Raw genomic sequence first — 23,624 nt, 5'->3', positions numbered from 1 at the left:
CCCATGTGAGAGTAGGTCATCGTCAAGATTCATTTCGCAAAACCCCTATCTGCGCGAGCAGGTAGGGGTTTTGTCTTTCCGGGTCTGATAACCGCGCCCGGGGTCTACGGCTGCTGCGCGCCCGATTCGCGGCACGAGGCCGCTCCTACAAGGGGGTGCCGGTCGGCCACGGCCATGCCTATGGGCCTGGATTGCTGCCTTTTCCTATGCAAGCCCCCTGACGCGTCGCTATCATGCCAGCCTTATTCCTGGTCGAGACTGGCATGCTGAAGTTGTTGAATCTCCTCAAGGATGGCCGGTTCCATTCCGGGCAGGCCCTGGGGGAAGCACTGGGGGTGAGTCGCAGCGCCGTGTGGAAGCAGCTGCAGCACTTGGAAAGCGAATTGAACCTTGTTATCCACAAGGTGCGCGGTCGTGGCTATCAGTTGGCTGCTCCGCTTACCCTGCTCGAATCGCAGTCGATCGCCGAATATACGCAGGGAGAAGCGTGGCCGCTCGCGATTCATGACGCCATCGATTCGACCAACGCCGAAGCCTTGCGCTGTATCGGCGAAGGGCGACCTGCGCCGTTCGTGGTGCTGGCCGAGCGTCAGAGTGCAGGTCGGGGAAGGCGAGGGCGCCAATGGATAAGCCCATTCGCCGAAAATCTTTATTACAGTCTGGTGCTGCGGGTGGACGGCGGTATGCGTCAGCTCGAAGGACTGAGTTTGGTCGTTGGCCTGGCCGTGATGCGCACCCTCCAGGGTTTTGGTTTGGTGGGGGTCGGGTTGAAGTGGCCCAATGACCTGTTGGTCGGTCAGCAAAAGATCGCGGGTATCCTGCTGGAGCTGGTGGGAGACCCAGCAGATGTCTGCCATGTCGTACTGGGTATAGGCATCAATGTGAACATGCAGGTCAACGACCAGGTTGATCAGCAATGGACGTCAATGAGGCGTGAGGTGGGAATGACGATCGATCGCAATCGTCTCGTTGCACAGCTCAACCAACAACTTCAGCATGAGTTGGCTCGCCATCGTCGTTACGGTTTTGCGGCATTCCAGGAGGAATGGGAGCAGGCGAACCTGTGGCAAGGGCGAGCGGTATCGCTGGTTGCGGGTAGCAATCGTATCGATGGGGTGGTGCTTGGGGTCGATGGGCAGGGGGCCTTGCGCCTCGAGGTCGACGGCGTAGAAAAGAGCTTCAGTGCAGGAGAGCTCAGTTTGAGGTTGCGTGATGATTCTTGAGCTCGATTGCGGTAATAGCTTTATCAAGTGGCGGGTAATCCATGCCGGCGATGCAACTATCGTCGGCGGCGGCATAGTCGATTCTGACCAGGCCTTGCTGGCCCAGATCGCTGCATTGCCCGGTCAGCGGCTGAGCGGTTGTCGAATGGTGAGTGTGCGCAGCGAAGACGAAACCGATGTGCTCTGCGCGCATCTGGAGCAGAGTTTCGGTGTGCGGGTCCAGGTTGCTCAGCCGGCCCAGGAAATGGCAGGCGTGCGTAACGGATACGACGACTACCAACGCCTGGGCATGGACCGTTGGCTCGCCGCATTGGGCGCCTATCATCTGGCGAAAGGCGCCTGTCTGGTAATCGATCTGGGAACGGCAGCCAAGGCGGATTTCGTGGCTGGCGACGGCCAGCACCTCGGTGGGTATATATGCCCGGGCATGCCGCTGATGCGCAGCCAACTGCGCACGCATACTCGCAGAATCCGATACGACGATGCTTCGGCAGAGCGCGCCTTGAGCAGCCTGGCTCCCGGGCACTCCACTGTCGAAGCGGTCGAGCGAGGTTGCGTATTGATGTTGCAGGGATTTGCTCGCACCCAGATCGAGCAGGCGCGTGCGTTATGGGGAGAGGCGTTCTCCGTATTCCTTACCGGCGGTGATGCACCTTTGGTTCAGGATTCGGTCCCGCAGGCTCGGGTGATACCCGACCTGGTCTTCGTCGGTCTGGCCATGGCCTGCCCATTGGATTGAGGTGCCTATGCGTTGGTTGTTTCTGCTATTGGTGGTGCTCAATGTCGTCTATTACGTCTGGCACCAGCAGGAAGCGCCGCTGAAGGCCAAGGAAGTGGCCCCGCTTTCCTTATATAAAGGTAACCAGCAGGAGATTCGCCTGTTGCGTGAAACTGGTGCCTCTGCGCCGGCCAAACGCCGTGAAGAATGCCTGGTGGTGGGTGGGGTGGCGACGCAGGAGCAGCTCGTGGCTCTGCGTCAGCGTCTGGTGAGCCTGGATATCGCGACGGTGCCGGTGGCGGGACAACTGCCCGGCGCGGAGGGCCGCTGGCTGAAAGTGGCCGTTGAAAGCGAGCGTTTGCTGGACTCGGCGGTGCTGTCCAGTCTTTCCAAGGATTTCAAAGACTTAAAACACAAAATTATTTTGTGCGAGGGTATTGCAACTGCCGAATAGCTTGATAGAATGGCGCCCGCTTCGCAGGGAACACCACTGAGGTGGTAGGACCGGAAGCTGTTGTCAAAGTAGCTAACCTCAAGATTTTAATGAGAAAAAGCTTGACAGCAGGACGGCAAGAGTTGAAAATGCCGCCCACACTTAGGAGGGGTTCCCGAGTGGCCAAAGGGATCAGACTGTAAATCTGACGTCTACGACTTCGAAGGTTCGAATCCTTCCCCCTCCACCAGTTTAGCGAGAGCCGCAAGCTCCGCGGGTATAGTTTAGTGGTAGAACCTCAGCCTTCCAAGCTGATGATGCGGGTTCGATTCCCGCTACCCGCTCCAAGTTTGCTGTTGTTGCACAATGTGTTTCGCTCTTGTAGCTCAGTTGGTAGAGCACACCCTTGGTAAGGGTGAGGTCAGCGGTTCAAGTCCGCTCAAGAGCTCCATATAAACAAGGCAGATATGAAAATATCTGCCTTTGTTTTATCAGTAGTAATGACTATTTCTTCTGCGGAGGACTGTATCGATGGCTAAGGAAAAGTTTGATCGTTCCCTTCCCCACGTTAACGTCGGCACCATCGGCCACGTTGACCACGGTAAGACCACTCTGACCGCAGCTCTGACTCGCGTCTGCTCCGAAGTTTTCGGTTCGGCAGTCGTTGAGTTCGACAAGATCGACTCGGCTCCGGAAGAAAAAGCGCGCGGTATCACCATCAACACCGCTCACGTCGAGTACAACTCGAACATTCGTCACTACGCTCACGTTGACTGCCCAGGTCACGCTGACTACGTGAAGAACATGATCACCGGTGCTGCCCAGATGGACGGCGCGATCCTGGTTTGCTCGGCCGCCGATGGTCCGATGCCACAAACCCGTGAGCACATCCTGCTGTCCCGTCAGGTTGGCGTTCCGTACATCGTGGTCTTCCTGAACAAGGCTGACCTGGTAGACGACGCTGAGCTGCTGGAACTGGTCGAGATGGAAGTTCGCGACCTGCTGTCCACCTACGACTTCCCAGGCGACGACACCCCGATCATCATCGGTTCGGCTCGTATGGCTCTGGAAGGCAAAGACGACAACGAAATGGGTACCAGCGCTGTCAAGAAGCTGGTTGAAACTCTGGATGCCTACATTCCTGAGCCAGTTCGTGCCGTTGACCAGCCGTTCCTGATGCCGATCGAAGACGTCTTCTCGATCTCGGGTCGTGGTACCGTTGTTACCGGTCGTATCGAGCGTGGTATCGTCCGCGTTCAGGATCCGCTGGAAATCGTTGGTCTGCGTGAAACCAGCACCACCACCTGCACCGGTGTTGAGATGTTCCGCAAGCTGCTGGACGAAGGTCGTGCTGGCGAGAACTGCGGCGTTCTGCTGCGTGGTACCAAGCGTGACGACGTTGAGCGTGGCCAGGTTCTGGTCAAGCCGGGTTCGGTCAAGCCGCACACCAAGTTCACCGCAGAAGTCTACGTTCTGTCGAAGGAAGAAGGCGGTCGTCACACTCCGTTCTTCAAAGGCTACCGTCCTCAGTTCTACTTCCGTACCACTGACGTGACCGGTAACTGCGAACTGCCGGAAGGCGTTGAAATGGTAATGCCAGGTGACAACATTCAGATGACTGTCACCCTGATCAAGACCATCGCAATGGAAGACGGTCTGCGCTTCGCTATCCGTGAAGGCGGTCGTACCGTCGGCGCCGGTGTCGTAGCAAAAATTATTGAATAAGTAGTTGATTTCTCATGATCAGGCCGGCATAATGGCCGGCCTGATACAGCGTTAAAGGTCAGTAGCTCAATTGGCAGAGCGACGGTCTCCAAAACCGTAGGTTGGGGGTTCGATTCCCTCCTGACCTGCCATTCACCTCGGTGTGATGGCTTTCTTCTCACAGGATCCTCCTCGATGACTCCCAAAACTGAAGCCCAAGAATCGCGTTTTGATCTGTTCAAGTGGCTGGCTGTTGTAGTGTTGGTGGTCGTTGGTGTTGTGGGTAATCAGTATTACTCCGCGGCTCCAATCCTGTATCGCGTCCTTGCACTTCTCGCCCTGGCTGCCGTTGCAGGCTTCGTTGCCTTGCAGACTGCGAAGGGTAAGTCGTTCTTTACGCTGGCGAAGGAAGCTCGTGCTGAGATCCGTAAAGTCGTGTGGCCGACCCGCCAGGAAACCACTCAGACCACGCTCATTGTCGTGGTTGTCGTGTTGGTTATGGCGCTGCTGCTGTGGGGTCTTGATTCCCTGCTCGGCTGGGCGGTCTCCTTGATTGTTGGCTAAGGGTGTCCCGTGGCTAAGCGTTGGTACGTCGTGCATGCTTACTCGGGTTACGAGAAGCATGTCATGCGCTCTCTGATCGAGCGCGTCAAGCTGGCTGGCATGGAAGACGAATTCGGCGAGATCCTGGTCCCGACCGAAGAAGTCGTCGAAATGCGCAACGGCCAGAAGCGCAAGAGCGAGCGCAAGTTCTTCCCTGGCTATGTATTGGTCCAGATGGAAATGAACGAAGGGACTTGGCACCTCGTCAAGGACACCCCTCGTGTTATGGGTTTCATTGGTGGTACCGCAGACAAGCCTGCGCCGATCACCGATAAAGAAGCTGAAGCTATCCTGCGTCGCGTCGCCGACGGTAGCGACAAGCCGAAGCCGAAGACGCTGTTCGAGCCGGGTGAAGTGGTTCGCGTCATTGACGGTCCCTTCGCTGACTTCAATGGCAGTGTCGAAGAAGTTAACTACGAAAAGAGTCGCTTGCAGGTTGCAGTGCTCATTTTCGGTCGCTCTACTCCGGTGGAGCTCGAGTTCAGCCAGGTCGAGAAGGTCTAGGCGAACGACGCATCCCATACCCCGCAGCCCTATGTGCTGCGGGGTTTTGTCGTCACTGGGATAAAACGCAAGTCATACGGGGAGCCATCTGGCGTTCGTACCCGATTTTGGAGTAGCTCATGGCTAAGAAGATTCAGGCTTACATCAAGCTGCAAGTTAAGGCCGGCCAGGCCAACCCAAGCCCACCCGTTGGTCCAGCACTGGGTCAGCACGGCGTGAACATCATGGAATTCTGCAAGGCCTTCAACGCCCGTACTCAGGGTCAAGAGCCAGGTCTGCCGACTCCAGTGATCATCACTGTCTACAGTGACCGTAGCTTCACCTTCGAAACCAAGAGCACCCCTGCCTCGGTTCTGCTGAAGAAAGCTGCTGGCCTGGCTAGCGGTTCGGCTCGCCCGAACACCGTCAAGGTCGGTACCGTTACCCGTGCTCAGCTGGAAGAGATCGCCAAGACCAAGCAGGCTGATCTGACTGCCGCTGACCTGGATGCAGCTGTGCGCACCATCGCCGGCTCTGCCCGCAGCATGGGCCTGAACGTGGAGGGTGTGTAATGGCTAAGCTGACTAAGCGCCAAAAGGCTATCGCCGAGAAAATCGAAGCAGGCAAGGCCTACAACTTCGAAGAGGCCGCCAATCTGCTGGCTTCGCTGCCGGCTGCCAAGTTTGTCGAGTCCTACGACATCGCCGTCAACCTCGGTGTTGACCCGCGTAAATCCGACCAGGTCGTTCGCAGCGCTACCGTGCTGCCGCACGGCACTGGCAAAACCGTTCGCGTAGCCGTCTTCACCCAGGGCCCAGCTGCTGAAGCTGCTCTGGCTGCCGGCGCTGACCGCGTAGGTATGGACGATCTGGCTGCCGAAATGAAAGGCGGCGATCTGAACTATGACGTCGTCATCGCATCGCCTGATGCCATGCGCGTTGTGGGTCAGCTGGGTCAGGTCCTGGGTCCTCGCGGCCTGATGCCAAACCCGAAAGTGGGTACTGTGACTCCAGACGTAGCCGGCGCCGTCAAGAACGCCAAGGCTGGTCAGGTGCGCTACCGTACCGACAAGAACGGCATCATCCACACCTCCGTTGGCAAGGTCGGCTTCGAAGCTGGCAAGCTGAAGGAAAACGTTGAAGCCCTGATCGCCGATCTGAAGCGTATCAAGCCGGCTTCCTCGAAAGGTATCTACGTCAAGCGCGTTACCCTGAGCACCACTATGGGCCCAGGTCTGATCATCGATCAGAGCTCGCTGAACGTGTAATGCTCGGCCGGCGCGGCCTTGTCCGCGCCGGCTGCTGAAATTGGGGTCCCTGCCTGGCGGGGGCTATCCAAGACCGTAGGCGGCGCAAGCCTTAAACCACAAGCCTACGCAGATGGTGCTCCCGATTCGTTACCGAATCAGACACCAAAACGACATCCGGCCTCGGCTGGATGAAACGGTAAAAACCAGGAGTAAACCCGTGGCAATTAAACTCGAAGACAAGAAGGCCATCGTCGCTGAAGTCAACGAGGCTGCCAAAGTCGCTCTGTCCGCTGTCGTGGCCGATGCCCGTGGTGTGACTGTAGGCGCAATGACCGGACTCCGTAAAGAGGCCCGCGAAGCTGGCGTTTACGTGCGTGTCGTACGTAACACCCTGCTCAAGCGCGCTGTTGAAGGCACCGAGTACTCGGTCCTCAACGACGCGTTCAAAGGCCCGACCCTGATCGCTTTCTCCAACGAACACCCGGGCGCTGCTGCTCGTCTGTTCAAAGAGTTCGCCAAGGGTCAGGACAAGTTCGAGATCAAGGCAGCTGCGTTCGACGGCAAGTTCCTTGCCGCTAACCAGATCGACGTGCTGGCAACTCTGCCAACTCGCGACGAGGCTATCGCACAGCTGATGAGCGTGATCCAAGGTGCAACCAGCAAGCTGGCTCGTACCCTGGCTGCTCTGCGCGACCAGAAAGAAGCCGCTGCTGCCTAAGGCCGCGCCGTCTCTTTCGAAATCAAACGTTTAATTTGATGGCCGCGTAGGCTGTCACCCCAATACAGGAATTCATAGTCATGTCTCTGACTAACGAGCAAATCATCGAAGCGATCGGCCAGAAAACCGTTCTGGAAATTGTTGAACTGATCAAAGCGATGGAAGAAACCTTCGGCGTTACCGCTGCTGCCGCTGTTGCTGCTGCCCCTGCTGGTGGCGCTGCTGCCGCTGCTGAAGAGCAGACCGAGTTCAACGTTGTTCTGGCCGAAGCCGGCGACAAGAAAGTCAACGTGATCAAGGCCGTTCGTGAACTGACCGGTCTGGGCCTGAAAGAAGCCAAAGAGAAAGTTGACGGCGCTCCTGCTGTGATCGCTGAAGGCGTTTCGAAAGAAGCCGCTGAAGACGCCAAGAAGAAGCTGGAAGAAGCAGGCGCTAAAGTCGAGCTGAAGTAATTTCGACTTTGCGACTCCAGCCCGAGCGTTAAGCAAAAGGCTGACGGCTGGTGGCTTATGCCACCGGCCTTTTTCCGTTATTGGTGGCCGATCAGGTCGGCCCCGATAACGTGCTGCAAGAACACCCAAGAGGGTGTGCAAACCATGGGGTTTGCAGATTTTCTGGCTGCTCCCGCTCGGGAGGAGCCAAACAAGCAGGTGACCAAGCTGGGGAACGCTGATGGCTTACTCATACACTGAGAAAAAACGTATCCGCAAGGACTTTAGCAAGTTGCCGGACGTCATGGATGTGCCTTACCTCCTGGCCATCCAGCTGGATTCGTATCGCGAATTCCTGCAGGCGGGAGCATCCAAGGATCAGTTCCGCGACGTCGGCCTGCACGCGGCCTTCAAATCGGTATTCCCGATCATCAGCTACTCCGGCAATGCTGCCCTGGAGTACGTCGGCTATCGCCTGGGCGAGCCGGCTTTCGATGTGAAGGAATGTGTCCTGCGTGGCGTGACGTTCGCTGTCCCGCTGCGTGTGAAGGTGCGCCTGATCATCTTCGACAAGGAATCGTCGAACAAAGCGATCAAGGACATCAAAGAGCAAGAAGTCTACATGGGTGAAATCCCCCTGATGACTGAAAACGGTACCTTCGTTATCAACGGTACCGAGCGTGTTATCGTTTCCCAGCTGCACCGCTCGCCAGGTGTGTTCTTCGACCACGACCGTGGCAAGACTCACAGCTCCGGCAAGCTGCTGTACTCCGCCCGCATCATTCCTTACCGCGGCTCCTGGTTGGACTTCGAGTTCGATCCGAAGGACTGCGTGTTCGTACGTATCGACCGTCGCCGCAAGCTGCCGGCTTCGGTACTGCTGCGTGCCCTGGGCTACAGCACCGAGGAAGTCCTCAACACCTTCTACACCACCAACGTGTTCCACGTTTCCGGCGAAAAACTCAGCCTGGAACTGGTCCCTCAGCGTCTGCGTGGTGAAGTCGCGGTCATGGACATCCATGACGGCAGCGGCAAGGTTATCGTCGAGCAGGGCCGCCGTATTACCGCGCGCCACATCAACCAGCTCGAGAAGGCCGGTGTAAAACAGCTGGACGTTCCAATGGAATACGTCCTGGGCCGTACCACCGCCAAGGCCATTGTGCATCCGGCCACTGGCGAGATCCTGGCCGAGTGCAACACCGAGCTGACCACCGAGCTGCTGATCAAGGTTGCCAAGGCGCAGGTCGTCCGCATCGAGACCCTGTACACCAACGACATCGACTGCGGCCCGTTCATCTCCGATACCCTGAAGATCGACACCACCAGCAACCAGCTGGAAGCCCTGGTCGAAATCTACCGCATGATGCGTCCAGGCGAGCCGCCAACCAAGGATGCCGCCGAGACCCTGTTCAACAACCTGTTCTTCAGCGCCGAGCGTTACGATCTGTCCGCCGTGGGCCGCATGAAGTTCAACCGTCGTATCGGTCGTACCGAGATCGAAGGTTCGGGCGTGCTGAGCAAGGAAGACATCGTCGACGTGCTCAAGACCCTGGTCGACATCCGTAACGGCAAGGGTATCGTCGATGACATCGACCACCTGGGTAACCGTCGCGTTCGTTGCGTCGGCGAGATGGCCGAGAACCAGTTCCGCGTTGGCCTGGTGCGTGTAGAGCGCGCGGTCAAGGAACGCCTGTCGATGGCTGAAAGCGAAGGCCTGATGCCGCAGGACCTGATCAACGCCAAGCCGGTCGCGGCGGCGGTGAAGGAGTTCTTCGGTTCCAGCCAGCTCTCGCAGTTCATGGACCAGAACAACCCGCTCTCCGAGATCACCCACAAGCGCCGTGTCTCCGCACTCGGCCCAGGCGGTCTGACCCGTGAGCGTGCTGGCTTCGAGGTTCGTGACGTACACCCGACCCACTATGGTCGCGTGTGCCCGATCGAAACCCCTGAAGGTCCGAACATCGGTCTGATCAACTCCCTGGCGGCCTACGCCCGCACCAACCAGTACGGCTTCCTGGAAAGCCCGTACCGCGTGGTGAAAGAGGGTGTGGTCACCGACGACATCGTCTTCCTGTCCGCCATCGAAGAAGCCGATCACGTCATCGCCCAGGCCTCGGCCGCGATGAACGAGAAGAAGCAACTGATCGACGAGCTGGTAGCGGTCCGTCACCTGAACGAATTCACCGTCAAGGCGCCGGAAGACGTCACCCTGATGGACGTTTCGCCGAAGCAGGTTGTTTCCGTCGCTGCCTCGTTGATTCCGTTCCTCGAGCACGACGACGCCAACCGTGCATTGATGGGTTCGAACATGCAGCGTCAGGCTGTTCCGACCCTGCGCGCCGACAAGCCGCTGGTAGGTACCGGCATGGAGCGCAACGTTGCCCGTGACTCCGGCGTCTGCGTCGTGGCCCGCCGCGGTGGCGTGATCGACTCGGTCGATGCCAGCCGTATCGTGGTTCGCGTGGCCGACGACGAAGTCGAGACCGGCGAAGCAGGTGTGGATATCTACAACCTGACCAAGTACACCCGTTCGAACCAGAACACCTGCATCAACCAGCGTCCGTTGGTGAGCAAGGGTGACGTGGTCGCGCGTGGCGACATCATGGCCGACGGTCCGTCCACCGACATGGGCGAACTGGCGCTGGGTCAGAACATGCGCATCGCGTTCATGGCGTGGAACGGCTTCAACTTCGAAGACTCCATCTGCCTGTCCGAGCGTGTGGTCCAGGAAGACCGCTTCACCACCATCCACATCCAGGAACTGACCTGTGTGGCCCGTGACACCAAGCTTGGCCCAGAGGAAATCACCGCGGACATCCCGAACGTGGGTGAGGCTGCGCTGAACAAGCTGGACGAAGCCGGTATCGTCTACGTAGGTGCCGAAGTCGGCGCCGGCGACATTCTGGTCGGCAAGGTCACCCCGAAAGGCGAGACCCAGCTGACGCCGGAAGAAAAACTGCTGCGCGCGATCTTCGGTGAGAAGGCCAGCGACGTTAAGGACACCTCCCTGCGCGTGCCGACCGGCACCAAGGGTACCGTCATCGACGTCCAGGTCTTCACCCGTGACGGCGTCGAGCGCGACAGCCGCGCCCTGGCCATCGAGAAGATGCAGCTGGACGAGATCCGCAAGGACCTCAACGAAGAGTTCCGCATCGTTGAAGGTGCGACCTTTGAGCGTCTGCGCGCTGCCCTGAACGGCCAGGTGGTCGACGGTGGTGCGGGCCTGAAGAAAGGCACCGTGATCACCGACGAAGTCCTGAACGGTCTGGAGCACGGTCAGTGGTTCAAACTGCGCATGGCCGAAGATGCACTGAACGAGCAGCTGGAAAAGGCTCAGCAGTACATCGTCGATCGCCGTCGCCTGCTGGACGACAAGTTCGAAGACAAGAAGCGCAAGCTGCAGCAAGGCGATGACCTGGCACCGGGCGTACTGAAGATCGTCAAGGTCTACCTGGCTATCCGCCGTCGCATCCAGCCGGGTGACAAGATGGCCGGTCGTCACGGTAACAAGGGTGTGGTCTCGGTGATCATGCCGGTCGAAGACATGCCGCACGACGCCAACGGTACTCCGGTGGATGTCGTCCTGAACCCGCTGGGCGTACCTTCGCGTATGAACGTCGGTCAGATCCTCGAAACCCACCTGGGCCTCGCGGCCAAGGGCCTGGGCGAGAAGATCGATCGCATGATCGAAGAACAGCGCAAGGCCGCTGAGCTGCGCAGCTTCCTGACCGAGGTCTACAACGAGATCGGTGGTCGCCAGGAAAACCTGGACGAGTTCTCGGACGAAGAGATCCTCGCCCTGGCCAACAACCTGAAGAAGGGCGTGCCGATGGCTACCCCGGTCTTCGATGGTGCCAAGGAGCGCGAGATCAAGGCCATGCTGAAGCTGGCCGACATGCCTGAGAGCGGCCAGATGGTCCTGTTCGACGGCCGTACCGGCAACAAGTTCGAGCGTCCTGTAACCGTGGGTTACATGTACATGCTCAAGCTGAACCACTTGGTGGACGACAAGATGCACGCGCGTTCCACTGGTTCGTACAGCCTGGTTACCCAGCAGCCGCTGGGTGGTAAGGCACAGTTCGGTGGTCAGCGTTTCGGGGAGATGGAAGTGTGGGCGCTGGAAGCATACGGCGCGGCATACACCCTGCAAGAAATGCTCACAGTGAAGTCGGACGACGTGAACGGCCGTACCAAGATGTACAAGAACATCGTGGATGGCGATCACCGTATGGAGCCGGGCATGCCCGAGTCCTTCAACGTGTTGATCAAAGAGATCCGTTCGCTCGGTATCGATATCGATCTGGAAACCGAATAACACGTGACGCGAAGGGGAGCGGGGCAGGTAATGCCCGCTTCCTGCTCCGCCAGGAGGAAAGGCCTTGAAAGACCTACTGAATTTGCTGAAAAACCAGGGTCAAGTCGAAGAGTTCGACGCCATCCGCATCGGTCTGGCGTCGCCTGAAATGATCCGTTCGTGGTCGTTCGGTGAAGTTAAGAAGCCGGAAACCATCAACTACCGTACGTTCAAACCTGAGCGTGACGGCCTGTTCTGCGCCAAGATCTTTGGCCCAGTCAAGGACTACGAGTGCCTGTGCGGCAAGTACAAGCGCCTCAAGCACCGCGGTGTGATCTGTGAGAAGTGCGGCGTCGAAGTCGCCCTGGCCAAGGTTCGTCGTGAGCGCATGGCGCACATCGAACTGGCCTCGCCGGTTGCCCACATCTGGTTCCTGAAGTCGCTGCCGTCCCGTATCGGCCTGCTGATGGACATGACCCTGCGTGACATCGAGCGCGTGCTCTATTTCGAGAGCTATGTCGTTATCGACCCGGGCATGACCACCCTGGAAAAGGGCCAGCTGCTGAACGACGAGCAGTACTTCGAGGCGCTGGAAGAGTTCGGTGACGATTTCGACGCCCGCATGGGTGCCGAGGCTGTCCGCGAGCTGCTGCACGCGATCGATCTGGAGCACGAGATCGGCCGCCTGCGCGAAGAGATTCCGCAGACCAACTCGGAAACCAAGATCAAGAAGCTGTCCAAGCGCCTGAAGCTGATGGAAGCTTTCCAGGGCTCGGGCAACCTGCCTGAGTGGATGGTCCTGACCGTTCTGCCGGTTCTGCCGCCAGACCTGCGTCCGCTGGTTCCGCTGGACGGCGGTCGCTTCGCGACTTCCGACCTGAACGACCTGTACCGCCGGGTGATCAACCGTAACAACCGTCTGAAGCGCCTGCTGGATCTGTCGGCGCCGGACATCATCGTGCGCAACGAAAAGCGCATGCTGCAGGAAGCGGTCGACGCCCTGCTGGACAACGGCCGTCGCGGTCGCGCCATCACTGGCTCGAACAAGCGTCCGCTGAAGTCCCTGGCCGACATGATCAAAGGTAAGCAAGGTCGCTTCCGTCAGAACCTGCTCGGTAAGCGCGTGGACTACTCCGGCCGTTCGGTAATTACCGTAGGTCCGACCCTGCGCCTGCACCAGTGCGGTCTGCCGAAGAAGATGGCCCTGGAGCTGTTCAAGCCGTTCATTTTCGGCAAGCTGGAAATGCGTGGTCTGGCGACCACCATCAAGGCTGCCAAGAAGATGGTCGAGCGTGAGCTGCCGGAGGTCTGGGACGTCCTGGCCGAGGTGATCCGCGAACACCCCGTACTGCTCAACCGTGCACCGACCCTCCACCGTCTGGGTATCCAGGCGTTCGAGCCGGTGCTGATCGAAGGCAAGGCAATCCAGCTGCACCCATTGGTGTGTGCTGCGTACAACGCCGACTTCGACGGTGACCAGATGGCCGTTCACGTACCGCTGACGCTGGAAGCCCAGCTGGAAGCGCGTGCGCTGATGATGTCGACCAACAACATCCTGTCGCCTGCCAACGGCGAGCCGATCATCGTTCCTTCGCAGGACGTCGTTCTGGGTCTGTACTACATGACCCGTGAAGCCATCAACGCCAAGGGCGAAGGCCGTGTGTTCGCTGACCTGCAGGAAGTCGACCGCGTATTCCGCGCCGGCGAGGCAGCGCTGCACGCCAAGATCAAGGTCCGTATCAACGAGACCGTGAAGGACCGTGACGGCAGCATCACCAAGAACACCCGTATCGTCGACACTACCGTCGGCCGTGCGCTGCTGTTCCAGGTAGTACCTGCTGGCCTGCCGTTCGACGTCGTCAACCAGTCGATGAAGAAGAAGGCGATTTCCAAGCTGATCAACCAGTGCTACCGCGTGGTGGGTCTGAAGGAAACCGTTATCTTCGCCGACCAGCTGATGTACACCGGCTTTGCCTACTCGACCATTTCCGGCGTATCGATCGGTGTCAACGACTTCGTTATCCCGGACGAGAAAGCCCGCATCATCGGTACCGCTACCGACGAAGTGAAGGAAATCGAGAGCCAGTACGCCTCCGGCCTGGTAACCCAGGGCGAGAAGTACAACAAGGTCATCGACTTGTGGTCGAAGGCGAACGATGAAGTGTCCAAGGCGATGATGGCCAACCTCTCGAAAGAGAAGGTCATTGACCGCGAAGGCAATGAAGTCGAGCAGGAATCCTTCAACTCGATGTACATGATGGCTGACTCCGGTGCGCGGGGTTCCGCGGCCCAGATCCGTCAGCTGGCCGGTATGCGTGGCCTGATGGCCAAGCCGGACGGCTCCATCATCGAGACGCCGATCACCGCGAACTTCCGTGAAGGCCTGAGCGTTCTGCAGTACTTCATCTCGACCCACGGTGCTCGTAAAGGTCTGGCGGATACCGCACTGAAGACCGCGAACTCCGGTTACCTGACCCGTCGTCTGGTTGACGTGGCCCAGGATCTGGTCGTGACCGAGATCGACTGCGGCACCGACCAGGGCCTGGTCATGACCCCGCACATCGAAGGCGGCGACGTTGTCGAGCCGCTGGGTGAGCGCGTACTGGGTCGTGTCATCGCCCGAGACGTGTTCAAGCCGGGCACCGAGGACGTCATCGTTCCGGCGGGTACCCTGGTCGACGAGAAGTGGGTCGAGTTCATCGAGCTGAACAGCATCGACGAAGTGGTCGTGCGTTCGCCGATCAGCTGCGAAACCCGCTACGGCATCTGCGCCAAGTGCTACGGTCGCGACCTGGCTCGCGGTCACCAGGTGAACATCGGTGAGGCTGTCGGCGTTATCGCTGCCCAGTCGATCGGTGAGCCGGGTACCCAGCTGACCATGCGTACCTTCCACATCGGTGGTGCTGCAAGCCGTACCTCGGCTGCCGACAGCGTCCAGGTGAAGAACGGCGGCATGGTGCGTCTGCACAACCTCAAGCAGGTCGAACGTGCCGATGGCAACCTGGTTGCCGTATCGCGTTCCGGCGAGCTGGCCATTGCCGACGAGTTCGGCCGTGAGCGTGAGCGCTACAAGCTGCCATACGGTGCGGTGATTTCGGTCAAGGAAGGTGAGAAGGTCGAGGCTGGCGCCATCGTCGCCAAGTGGGACCCGCACACCCACCCGATCGTGACCGAGCTGAAAGGTACCGTGACCTTCGTGGGCATGGAAGAAGGCATCACCATCAAGCGTCAGACCGACGAATTGACCGGTCTGACCAATATCGAAGTGATGGACGTCAAGGATCGCCCTGCCGCCGGCAAGGAAATCCGTCCGGCGATCAAGATGGTCGACGCCGCTGGCAAGGACCTGTACCTGCCAGGTACCGACGTACCTGCCCAGTACTTCCTGCCGGCCAACGCCCTCGTCGGTGTGGCTGACGGTGCACAGATCGGTGTGGGTGACGTTATCGCGCGTATTCCGCAGGAAACGTCCAAGACCCGTGACATCACCGGTGGTCTGCCGCGCGTTGCCGACCTGTTCGAAGCGCGTCGTCCGAAAGAAGCGTCGATCCTGGCTGAAGTCAGCGGCACCATTGCCTTCGGTAAAGAAACCAAGGGCAAGCGCCGTCTGGTGATCACCCCGACCGATGGCAGCGAGCCGTACGAAGAGCTGATTCCGAAGTGGCGCCACCTGAACGTCTTCGAAGGCGAACAGGTAAACCGCGGCGAAGTCATCTCCGACGGCCCGAGCGATCCGCACGACATCCTGCGTCTGCTGGGTGTAAGCGCGCTGGCCAAGTACATCGTCAACGAGATCCAGGACGTTTACCGCCTGCAGGGCGTGAAGATCAACGACAAGCACATCGAGACCATCCTGCGTCAGATGCTGCGTAAGGTTGAGATCACCGAGTCCGGCGATTCCAGCTTCATCAAGGGCGACCAGATGGAACTGACCCAAGTGCTGGTCGAGAACGAGCGTCTCGCCGCCGAGGACAAGTTCGTCTCGAAGTTCTCGCGTGTTCTGCTGGGTATCACCAAGGCGTCGCTGTCGACCGAATCGTTCATCTCCGCGGCTTCCTTCCAGGAAACCACCCGCGTGCTGACCGAAGCGGCCGTCACTGGCAAGCGCGACTACCTGCGCGGCCTGAAAGAGAACGTGGTCGTGGGTCGTCTGATCCCGGCCGGTACCGGTCTGGCCTACCACAGCGAGCGCAAGCGTCGCCGTGATGCCGACAAGCCGCTGCGTGTGAGCGCCAGTGAGGTGGAAGCCGCACTGACCGAAGCGCTGAACTCCAGCGGTAACTGAGAACAGGGCAGGGCCCCGGTTCATCCTGCAGGGCATCGGTGACATGAATTGTTGCCGATGACCGGGCGAGGAGGGCCGGGGCCTCGTCTTGACTGGGTGCAAGATCCTCTTTAGACTTTTGTACCCTTAAATTTGGTGAGGCTCCGTCTCGCCAATTTTTGGCTTTCTTGCAAGACAATAGCGTCGCAAGACAATCAGTGGAGCTAGTAGATGGCAACTATCAACCAGCTGGTACGTCAGCCGCGTAAGCGTACCGTCGAGAAATCCGACGTACCTGCGCTGCAGAACTGCCCGCAGCGTCGTGGCGTGTGCACCCGCGTGTACACCACTACGCCGAAAAAACCTAACTCGGCACTGCGTAAAGTATGCCGTGTGCGTCTGACCAACGGTTTCGAGGTTTCCTCGTACATCGGTGGTGAAGGCCACAACCTGCAAGAGCACAGCGTCGTCCTGATCCGTGGCGGCCGTGTAAAAGACTTGCCAGGTGTTCGTTACCACACCGTTCGCGGTTCTCTGGATACTTCGGGCGTCAAAGGCCGTAACCAGGGTCGTTCCAAGTACGGTACCAAGCGTCCGAAGTAATCGGCCGTTTGCAGACATCCAATTTTTTGAGTCGATAAGAGTAAGGTCGGGCAGGGGTCGAAGACCCACGTCCCGGGCTAACCTGAAGACCGTTTGAGGGCTTATCATGCCAAGACGTCGTGTAGCAGCAAAACGTGAGATCCTGGACGATCCGAAGTACGGATCCCAGATCCTCGCCAAGTTCATGAACCACGTGATGGAAAGCGGCAAGAAGGCCGTAGCCGAGCGCATCGTTTACGGTGCCCTGGATACCGTCAAAGCACGCAAGAACAGCGACCCCCTGGAAATCTTCGAGAAAGCTCTCGACGCCATCGCTCCGCTGGTCGAAGTAAAGTCCCGCCGTGTCGGCGGTGCCACTTACCAGGTTCCGGTTGAAGTTCGCCCATCCCGTCGTAACGCTCTGGCAATGCGCTGGCTCGTAGACTACGCCCGTAAGCGTGGCGAGAAGTCCATGGCGCTGCGCCTGGCTGGTGAACTGCTGGATGCTGCCGAAGGCAAGGGTGCTGCAGTCAAGAAGCGTGAAGACGTGCACCGTATGGCCGAAGCCAACAAGGCGTTCTCGCACTACCGCTTCTAATTCAAGCATCAATTTTTTTGCGAGGGCTTTATGGCTCGTACTACAGCTATTAACCGCTACCGTAACATCGGTATCTGCGCGCACGTCGATGCGGGCAAGACTACCACTACCGAGCGGATCCTGTTCTACACAGGTCTGAGCCACAAGATGGGCGAGGTGCATGACGGCGCCGCGACCACCGACTGGATGGTGCAAGAGCAAGAGCGCGGTATCACCATTACCTCCGCTGCCGTTACCACCTTCTGGAAAGGCTCCCGTGGTCAGTACGACAACTACCGCGTAAACGTCATCGATACCCCCGGCCACGTTGACTTCACTATTGAAGTAGAGCGCTCGCTGCGTGTACTCGACGGCGCGGTCGTCGTATTCTGCGGTACCTCCGGCGTTGAGCCGCAGTCCGAAACCGTATGGCGTCAGGCCAACAAGTACGGCGTTCCACGTGTTGTCTACGTGAACAAGATGGACCGTGCCGGTGCCAACTTCCTGCGCGTTGTCGGCCAGATCAAGAACCGCCTGGGTCACACCCCGGTTCCAATCCAGCTGGCTATCGGTGCTGAAGACAACTTCCAGGGTCAGGTCGACCTGATCAAGATGAAAGCCATCTACTGGAACGAAGACGACAAGGGCACCACCTATCGCGAGGAAGAGATTCCGGCCGATATGCTGGACCTGGCCACCGAGTGGCGCAGCAACATGGTTGAAGCCGCCGCCGAAGCCAACGAAGAGCTGATGAACAAGTACCTTGAAGAAGGTGACCTGTCCGTCGAAGAGATCAAGGCTGGTCTGCGCGCCCGTACCCTGGCGAGCGAGATCGTTCCTGCTGTCTGCGGCTCCTCGTTCAAGAACAAGGGCGTTCCCCTGGTTCTGGACGCCGTCATCGACTTCCTGCCGGCTCCGACCGAGATCCCTGCCATCCAGGGTATCAACCCGGACGACAAGGACCTGGCCAAGGACGATCCTGCCGTTCGTCACGACGAGCGTCATGCTGACGACAACGAGCCGTTCTCGGCTCTGGCGTTCAAGATCGCTACCGACCCGTTCGTAGGCACCCTGACCTTCGTTCGCGTGTACTCGGGCGTTCTGAGCTCCGGTGACTCGGTCATCAACTCGGTAAAAGGCAAGAAAGAGCGCGTTGGTCGTATGGTGCAGATGCACGCCAACCAGCGTGAAGAGATCAAGGAAGTTCGTGCTGGCGACATCGCGGCCCTGATCGGCATGAAAGACGTCACCACCGGTGAAACCCTGTGCGACGCCGACAAGCCAATCATCCTTGAGCGCATGGACTTCCCAGAGCCAGTGATCTCGCTGTCTGTTGAGCCGAAGACCAAGCAAGACCAGGAAAAGATGGGTATCGCGCTGGGCAAGCTGGCCCAGGAAGACCCGTCGTTCCGCGTCAAGACCGACGAAGAAACCGGCCAGACCATCATCTCCGGTATGGGTGAGCTGCACCTGGACATCATCGTTGACCGCATGAAGCGCGAGTTCAACGTTGAGGCCAACATCGGCAAGCCGCAGGTTTCCTATCGCGAGAAGATCACCAAGTCCAACGTCGAGATCGAAGGCAAGTTCGTTCGTCAGTCGGGCGGTCGTGGTCAGTTCGGTCACTGCTGGATCCGCTTCTCCGAGCCGGACCAGGATGACAAGGGCAACATCACCGAAGGCCTGGTCTTCACCAACGAAGTCGTTGGCGGTGTGGTTCCTAAGGAATACATCCCGGCGATCCAGAAGGGTATCGAAGAGCAGATGAAGAACGGCGTTGTTGCCGGCTATCCTCTGATCGGCCTGAAGGCTACCGTGTTCGACGGTTCGTACCATGACGTCGACTCCAACGAGATGGCGTTCAAGATCGCGGCCTCCATGGCGACCAAGCAGCTGGCCCAGAAGGGCGGCGGTGTTGTGCTTGAGCCGATCATGAAGGTTGAGGTAGTAACCCCTGAGGATTACATGGGTGACGTGATGGGTGACCTGAACCGTCGTCGTGGTCTGATCCAGGGTATGGATGACTCCGTCTCCGGCAAAGTTATCCGTGCAGAAGTCCCGCTGGGAGAGATGTTCGGTTATGCGACCGACGTTCGTTCCATGTCTCAGGGTCGCGCAAGCTACTCCATGGAATTCTCCAAGTACTCGGAAGCTCCGTCGAACATCGTCGAAGCACTCGTTAAAAAACAAGGCTAATCCAGCCCTTTAGGCAAGAGGTTCACTGTCGTGGCTAAAGAAAAATTTGATCGTTCCCTTCCCCACGTTAACGTCGGCACCATCGGCCACGTTGACCACGGTAAGACCACTCTGACCGCAGCTCTGACTCGCGTCTGCTCCGAAGTTTTCGGTTCGGCAGTCGTTGAGTTCGACAAGATCGACTCGGCTCCGGAAGAAAAAGCGCGCGGTATCACCATCAACACCGCTCACGTCGAGTACAACTCGAACATTCGTCACTACGCTCACGTTGACTGCCCAGGTCACGCTGACTACGTGAAGAACATGATCACCGGTGCTGCCCAGATGGACGGCGCGATCCTGGTTTGCTCGGCCGCCGATGGTCCGATGCCACAAACCCGTGAGCACATCCTGCTGTCCCGTCAGGTTGGCGTTCCGTACATCGTGGTCTTCCTGAACAAGGCTGACCTGGTAGACGACGCTGAGCTGCTGGAACTGGTCGAGATGGAAGTTCGCGACCTGCTGTCCACCTACGACTTCCCAGGCGACGACACCCCGATCATCATCGGTTCGGCTCGTATGGCTCTGGAAGGCAAAGACGACAACGAAATGGGTACCAGCGCTGTCAAGAAGCTGGTTGAAACTCTGGATGCCTACATTCCTGAGCCAGTTCGTGCCGTTGACCAGCCGTTCCTGATGCCGATCGAAGACGTCTTCTCGATCTCGGGTCGTGGTACCGTTGTTACCGGTCGTATCGAGCGTGGTATCGTCCGCGTTCAGGATCCGCTGGAAATCGTTGGTCTGCGTGAAACCAGCACCACCACCTGCACCGGTGTTGAGATGTTCCGCAAGCTGCTGGACGAAGGTCGTGCTGGCGAGAACTGCGGCGTTCTGCTGCGTGGTACCAAGCGTGACGACGTTGAGCGTGGCCAGGTTCTGGTCAAGCCGGGTTCGGTCAAGCCGCACACCAAGTTCACCGCAGAAGTCTACGTTCTGTCGAAGGAAGAAGGCGGTCGTCACACTCCGTTCTTCAAAGGCTACCGTCCTCAGTTCTACTTCCGTACCACTGACGTGACCGGTAACTGCGAACTGCCGGAAGGCGTTGAAATGGTAATGCCAGGTGACAACATTCAGATGACTGTCACCCTGATCAAGACCATCGCAATGGAAGACGGTCTGCGCTTCGCTATCCGTGAAGGCGGTCGTACCGTCGGCGCCGGTGTCGTAGCCAAAATCATCGAGTAATCACTCGGTCGATTGAAAAAAGCCCCCGCTCAGCGGGGGCTTTTTTTATTGGGTTGACACTAATTGGGGGCGTCTATAGAATCACGCCTCCTTTTAACGGGCGTAGTGCGCCCGATGGGAACAGCCTGGAGTCTGAAATCCAATGCAAAATCAGCAAATCCGTATCAGGTTGAAGGCTTTTGACCATCGCCTGATCGACCAATCCACCCAGGAAATCGTGGAAACCGCGAAACGTACTGGTGCACAAGTGCGTGGTCCAATTCCACTGCCAACCCGCAAAGAGCGTTTCACCGTTCTGGTTTCCCCGCACGTCAACAAAGACGCGCGTGACCAGTACGAGATTCGCACTCATAAGCGTGTTCTGGACATCGTCCAGCCGACGGATAAAACCGTTGACGCGCTGATGAAGCTTGATCTCGCGGCAGGCGTGGAAGTGCAGATCAGCCTCGGCTAAGACTTCGGTCTGGTCGTGTAACGCTCTGAAATGGGCGGCCATAGCGGGTGAAAGCCCCGTACACTCATGAGGTTTACAACATGACTATTGGTGTAGTCGGTCGTAAGTGCGGCATGACCCGCATTTTCACCGAAGAAGGTGTCTCCATTCCGGTCACGGTCATCGAGATCGAGCCGAATCGCGTCACCCAGTTCAAAACTGAAGAAACCGATGGCTACCGTGCAGTGCAAGTCACTGTCGGCGAGCGTCGTGCTTCGCGCGTGACTGCCGCTCAGGCAGGTCACTTCGCCAAGGCTAACGTTGCCGCTGGTCGCGGTGTTTGGGAGTTCCGTCTTGAAGAAGGCGATTTCCAGGCTGGCGATCTGATCAAAGCTGAACTCTTCACTGCAGGCCAGCTGGTAGACGTAACCGGTCAGTCCAAAGGTAAAGGCTTCGCCGGTACCATCAAGCGTTGGAACTTCCGTGGTCAGGACAACACCCACGGTAACTCCGTATCGCACCGTGTCCCTGGCTCCATCGGCCAGTGCCAGACTCCTGGTCGTGTATTCAAGGGCAAGAAGATGTCCGGTCACATGGGCGCCGAGCGCGTGACTGTTCAGTCCCTGGAAGTAGTACGCGTAGACGCAGAACGCAACCTGCTGCTGGTCAAGGGTGCCGTTCCAGGCGCTACTGGCGGCGACGTGGTTGTGCGTCCAGCTGTCAAGGCTCGCGGTTAAGGGGAAACTGACATGCAACTCAATGTAAATGACGCTCAGGCGATCGAAGTTTCCGAACTGACTTTCGGTGGCGAATTCAACGAGACGCTGGTACACCAAGCAGTCGTGGCCTACATGGCCGGCGGCCGTCAGGGCACCAAGCAGCAGAAGACCCGTTCCGACGTGGCTGGTGGCGGTAAGCGCCCATGGCGTCAGAAGGGCACCGGCCGTGCTCGTGCCGGTACCACTCGTGGCCCGATCTGGCGCGGCGGTGGTGTCACCTTCGCAGCTCGTCCTCAGGATCACTCGCAGAAGCTCAACAAGAAGATGTACCGCGCAGCCCTGCGCTCCATCCTCTCCGAGCTGGTACGTAGCGAGCGCCTGGTCGTAGTTCAGGACTTCGCAGTCGAAGCCCCGAAGACCAAGGACCTGCTGAACAAGCTGAACGGCATGGGTCTGAACGACGTACTGATCGTTTCCGACGCCGTTGATCAGAACCTGTACCTGGCTGCTCGTAACCTGCCGCACGTCGACGTACGTGACGTTCAGGGTTCCGATCCGGTCAGTCTGATCGCATACGAGAAAGTGTTGATCACTGTCTCGGCCGTGAAGAAATTCGAGGAGCTGCTGGGATGAACCAGGAACGCGTATTTAAAGTCCTCCTTGGCCCGCACGTTTCCGAGAAGGCTACCGTTCTGGCTGAGAAGAAAGGCCAGTTCGTATTCAAGGTTGCTACCGACGCAACCAAGCTGGAAATCAAGAAAGCTGTCGAAGGCCTGTTCAACGTAAAAGTTGAAAACGTGTCGACCGTCAACGTTCTGGGTAAAACCAAGCGTACCGCACGTGGTCTGGGCAAGCGCAATGACTGGAAGAAGGCGATCGTCTCCCTTCAGCCAGGCCAAGATCTCGATTTCAGCAGCAGTGCTGAGTAAGGAAGGGGTGCATCATGGCAATCGTTAAATGCAAACCGACTTCCCCTGGCCGCCGTTTCGTGGTCAAGGTGGTCAACAAGGAGCTGCACAAAGGCGCTCCTCACGCACCGCTGATCGAGAAGAAATCGAAGTCTGGTGGTCGTAACAACAATGGCCGCATCACCACTCGTCACGTTGGTGGTGGTCATAAGCAGCATTACCGTCTGGTCGACTTCCGTCGCAACGACAAAGATGGCATCCCTGCCACTGTCGAGCGTATCGAATACGACCCGAACCGTACTGCTCACATCGCCCTGCTGTGCTACGCAGACGGCGAGCGTCGCTACATCATCGCCCCTAAGGGCGTTGTTGCCGGTGACCAGCTGATCGCAGGTGCCCTGGCCCCAATCAAGGCCGGTAACACCCTGCAACTGCGCAACATCCCAGTAGGTAGCACCATTCACGGCATCGAACTGAAGCCGGGCAAAGGTGCACAGATCGCTCGTTCCGCTGGTGCTTCGGCTCAGCTGATCGCTCGTGAAGGCGCTTACGTGACCCTGCGTCTGCGCTCTGGTGAAATGCGTAAAGTACTGGCTGAGTGCCGTGCGACCCTGGGCGAAGTCTCGAACTCCGAGCACAGCCTGCGTTCGCTGGGTAAAGCTGGTGCCAAACGCTGGCGCGGCGTTCGCCCAACCGTTCGTGGTGTTGCCATGAACCCGGTTGACCACCCACATGGTGGTGGTGAAGGTCGTACCTCCGGTGGTCGTCATCCGGTATCGCCATGGGGCTTCCCAACCAAGGGTGCGAAAACCCGTGGTAATAAGCGTACCGACAACATGATCGTCCGTCGTCGCAAGTAACTAGA

General features: G+C 58.4%; 21 protein-coding genes and 4 tRNA genes. All 25 read left to right on the top strand.

The features are described 5' to 3' along the window. Positions 1-263 precede the first annotated feature (263 nt). The 25 genes from birA (at position 264) to rplB (ending at position 23,619) form a co-directional block, all read left to right on the top strand. Positions 264-1,223 carry a bifunctional biotin--[acetyl-CoA-carboxylase] ligase/biotin operon repressor BirA gene (gene birA, locus ACNFG0_RS19855; protein ID WP_416766087.1) on the top strand — a complete coding sequence of 320 codons (960 nt, stop codon included), beginning with the start codon at positions 264-266 and terminating at the stop codon, positions 1,221-1,223. Then, positions 1,213-1,962, top strand: a complete 750-nt coding sequence (locus ACNFG0_RS19850; RefSeq protein ID WP_196145391.1) for a pantothenate kinase — start codon at positions 1,213-1,215, stop codon at positions 1,960-1,962. Before birA ends, ACNFG0_RS19850 begins: the two co-directional genes overlap by 11 nt. A gap of 7 nt (positions 1,963-1,969) precedes the next feature. Beyond that, entirely contained in the window at positions 1,970-2,395 is a 426-nt protein-coding gene (locus tag ACNFG0_RS19845) for a hypothetical protein (protein WP_196145392.1), read from the top strand. A gap of 144 nt (positions 2,396-2,539) precedes the next feature. Next, a tRNA-Tyr gene (locus ACNFG0_RS19840) sits at positions 2,540-2,624 on the top strand. Between the two features lie 23 nt (positions 2,625-2,647). Continuing rightward, a tRNA-Gly gene (locus tag ACNFG0_RS19835) sits at positions 2,648-2,721 on the top strand. A 28-nt stretch (positions 2,722-2,749) separates the two neighbouring features. Continuing rightward, positions 2,750-2,825: transfer RNA gene (locus tag ACNFG0_RS19830), tRNA-Thr, on the top strand. Positions 2,826-2,905: 80 nt separating this feature from the next. Next, a complete protein-coding gene (gene tuf / locus ACNFG0_RS19825; RefSeq protein WP_196145393.1) occupies positions 2,906-4,099 on the top strand; it encodes an elongation factor Tu in 1,194 nt (397 codons plus the stop codon). Between the two features lie 55 nt (positions 4,100-4,154). Then, positions 4,155-4,230, top strand: a tRNA-Trp gene (locus ACNFG0_RS19820). 43 nt (positions 4,231-4,273) lie between these two features. Continuing rightward, on the top strand, positions 4,274-4,642 hold the full coding sequence (gene secE / locus ACNFG0_RS19815) for a preprotein translocase subunit SecE (protein ID WP_196145394.1): 369 nt from the start codon (positions 4,274-4,276) through the stop codon (positions 4,640-4,642). Between the two features lie 9 nt (positions 4,643-4,651). Further along, the gene (nusG, locus tag ACNFG0_RS19810) at positions 4,652-5,185 is read left to right on the top strand and encodes a transcription termination/antitermination protein NusG (protein WP_011531880.1); all 534 of its coding nucleotides are present in this window, start codon (positions 4,652-4,654) and stop codon (positions 5,183-5,185) included. 119 nt (positions 5,186-5,304) lie between these two features. Next, complete coding sequence (gene rplK, locus ACNFG0_RS19805; RefSeq protein ID WP_084859380.1) at positions 5,305-5,736, top strand: 50S ribosomal protein L11; 432 nt, start codon at positions 5,305-5,307, stop codon at positions 5,734-5,736. Beyond that, positions 5,736-6,431, top strand: a complete 696-nt coding sequence (gene rplA / locus ACNFG0_RS19800; RefSeq protein ID WP_084859378.1) for a 50S ribosomal protein L1 — start codon at positions 5,736-5,738, stop codon at positions 6,429-6,431. The genes rplK and rplA overlap by 1 nt, the downstream gene beginning before the upstream one ends. A 199-nt stretch (positions 6,432-6,630) precedes the next feature. Next, positions 6,631-7,131: a 50S ribosomal protein L10 gene (gene rplJ / locus ACNFG0_RS19795; RefSeq protein ID WP_084859376.1), complete on the top strand. Its 501-nt coding sequence runs from the start codon at positions 6,631-6,633 to the stop codon at positions 7,129-7,131. 80 nt (positions 7,132-7,211) lie between these two features. After that, complete coding sequence (gene rplL, locus ACNFG0_RS19790; RefSeq protein WP_043215349.1) at positions 7,212-7,583, top strand: 50S ribosomal protein L7/L12; 372 nt, start codon at positions 7,212-7,214, stop codon at positions 7,581-7,583. Between the two features lie 220 nt (positions 7,584-7,803). Beyond that, complete coding sequence (gene rpoB, locus ACNFG0_RS19785) at positions 7,804-11,877, top strand: DNA-directed RNA polymerase subunit beta (RefSeq protein WP_196145395.1); 4,074 nt, start codon at positions 7,804-7,806, stop codon at positions 11,875-11,877. Between the two features lie 64 nt (positions 11,878-11,941). Then, positions 11,942-16,141: a DNA-directed RNA polymerase subunit beta' gene (gene rpoC / locus ACNFG0_RS19780; RefSeq protein ID WP_196145396.1), complete on the top strand. Its 4,200-nt coding sequence runs from the start codon at positions 11,942-11,944 to the stop codon at positions 16,139-16,141. Between the two features lie 210 nt (positions 16,142-16,351). Next, on the top strand, positions 16,352-16,723 hold the full coding sequence (gene rpsL, locus ACNFG0_RS19775; RefSeq protein WP_003257088.1) for a 30S ribosomal protein S12: 372 nt from the start codon (positions 16,352-16,354) through the stop codon (positions 16,721-16,723). Between the two features lie 106 nt (positions 16,724-16,829). After that, a complete protein-coding gene (gene rpsG / locus ACNFG0_RS19770) occupies positions 16,830-17,300 on the top strand; it encodes a 30S ribosomal protein S7 (RefSeq protein WP_003246741.1) in 471 nt (156 codons plus the stop codon). A 30-nt stretch (positions 17,301-17,330) separates the two neighbouring features. Further along, on the top strand, positions 17,331-19,475 hold the full coding sequence (gene fusA, locus ACNFG0_RS19765) for an elongation factor G (protein ID WP_196145397.1): 2,145 nt from the start codon (positions 17,331-17,333) through the stop codon (positions 19,473-19,475). 30 nt (positions 19,476-19,505) lie between these two features. Then, positions 19,506-20,699 carry an elongation factor Tu gene (tuf, locus tag ACNFG0_RS19760; protein ID WP_196145393.1) on the top strand — a complete coding sequence of 398 codons (1,194 nt, stop codon included), beginning with the start codon at positions 19,506-19,508 and terminating at the stop codon, positions 20,697-20,699. 142 nt (positions 20,700-20,841) lie between these two features. After that, positions 20,842-21,153: a 30S ribosomal protein S10 gene (rpsJ, locus tag ACNFG0_RS19755; RefSeq protein ID WP_003186070.1), complete on the top strand. Its 312-nt coding sequence runs from the start codon at positions 20,842-20,844 to the stop codon at positions 21,151-21,153. Positions 21,154-21,233: 80 nt separating this feature from the next. Next, the gene (gene rplC / locus ACNFG0_RS19750) at positions 21,234-21,869 is read left to right on the top strand and encodes a 50S ribosomal protein L3 (RefSeq protein ID WP_043210317.1); all 636 of its coding nucleotides are present in this window, start codon (positions 21,234-21,236) and stop codon (positions 21,867-21,869) included. Positions 21,870-21,881: 12 nt separating this feature from the next. Further along, the gene (rplD, locus tag ACNFG0_RS19745) at positions 21,882-22,484 is read left to right on the top strand and encodes a 50S ribosomal protein L4 (protein ID WP_043210315.1); all 603 of its coding nucleotides are present in this window, start codon (positions 21,882-21,884) and stop codon (positions 22,482-22,484) included. Beyond that, complete coding sequence (gene rplW, locus ACNFG0_RS19740; protein WP_003255484.1) at positions 22,481-22,780, top strand: 50S ribosomal protein L23; 300 nt, start codon at positions 22,481-22,483, stop codon at positions 22,778-22,780. Before rplD ends, rplW begins: the two co-directional genes overlap by 4 nt. Positions 22,781-22,794: 14 nt before the next feature. Further along, positions 22,795-23,619, top strand: a complete 825-nt coding sequence (gene rplB, locus ACNFG0_RS19735; RefSeq protein WP_084857313.1) for a 50S ribosomal protein L2 — start codon at positions 22,795-22,797, stop codon at positions 23,617-23,619. The last annotated feature ends 5 nt before the right edge of the window (positions 23,620-23,624 follow it).

Source organism: Pseudomonas sp. NY15372 (assembly GCF_048068215.1).
Taxonomy (GTDB): Bacteria; Pseudomonadota; Gammaproteobacteria; order Pseudomonadales; family Pseudomonadaceae; genus Aquipseudomonas; species Aquipseudomonas guariconensis_A.
This window is presented reverse-complemented; position numbering and strand designations above follow the sequence as displayed.

Excerpts from the sequence above, each read along its gene's own strand:
- ACNFG0_RS19845 (WP_196145392.1), top strand. The coding sequence starts at position 1,970 with ATGCGTTGGTTGTTTCTGCTATTGGTGGTGCTCAATGTCGTCTATTAC.
- secE (WP_196145394.1), top strand. The coding sequence starts at position 4,274 with ATGACTCCCAAAACTGAAGCCCAAGAATCGCGTTTTGATCTGTTCAAG.
- rplL (WP_043215349.1), top strand. The coding sequence starts at position 7,212 with ATGTCTCTGACTAACGAGCAAATCATCGAAGCGATCGGCCAGAAAACC.
- tuf (WP_196145393.1), top strand. The coding sequence starts at position 2,906 with ATGGCTAAGGAAAAGTTTGATCGTTCCCTTCCCCACGTTAACGTCGGC.
- rpsJ (WP_003186070.1), top strand. The coding sequence starts at position 20,842 with ATGCAAAATCAGCAAATCCGTATCAGGTTGAAGGCTTTTGACCATCGC.
- rplC (WP_043210317.1), top strand. The coding sequence starts at position 21,234 with ATGACTATTGGTGTAGTCGGTCGTAAGTGCGGCATGACCCGCATTTTC.
- rpoB (WP_196145395.1), top strand. The coding sequence starts at position 7,804 with ATGGCTTACTCATACACTGAGAAAAAACGTATCCGCAAGGACTTTAGC.
- rpsG (WP_003246741.1), top strand. The coding sequence starts at position 16,830 with ATGCCAAGACGTCGTGTAGCAGCAAAACGTGAGATCCTGGACGATCCG.
- rplK (WP_084859380.1), top strand. The coding sequence starts at position 5,305 with ATGGCTAAGAAGATTCAGGCTTACATCAAGCTGCAAGTTAAGGCCGGC.
- fusA (WP_196145397.1), top strand. The coding sequence starts at position 17,331 with ATGGCTCGTACTACAGCTATTAACCGCTACCGTAACATCGGTATCTGC.
- ACNFG0_RS19850 (WP_196145391.1), top strand. The coding sequence starts at position 1,213 with ATGATTCTTGAGCTCGATTGCGGTAATAGCTTTATCAAGTGGCGGGTA.
- rplW (WP_003255484.1), top strand. The coding sequence starts at position 22,481 with ATGAACCAGGAACGCGTATTTAAAGTCCTCCTTGGCCCGCACGTTTCC.
- rplB (WP_084857313.1), top strand. The coding sequence starts at position 22,795 with ATGGCAATCGTTAAATGCAAACCGACTTCCCCTGGCCGCCGTTTCGTG.
- rplA (WP_084859378.1), top strand. The coding sequence starts at position 5,736 with ATGGCTAAGCTGACTAAGCGCCAAAAGGCTATCGCCGAGAAAATCGAA.
- rplD (WP_043210315.1), top strand. The coding sequence starts at position 21,882 with ATGCAACTCAATGTAAATGACGCTCAGGCGATCGAAGTTTCCGAACTG.
- birA (WP_416766087.1), top strand. The coding sequence starts at position 264 with ATGCTGAAGTTGTTGAATCTCCTCAAGGATGGCCGGTTCCATTCCGGG.
- rpsL (WP_003257088.1), top strand. The coding sequence starts at position 16,352 with ATGGCAACTATCAACCAGCTGGTACGTCAGCCGCGTAAGCGTACCGTC.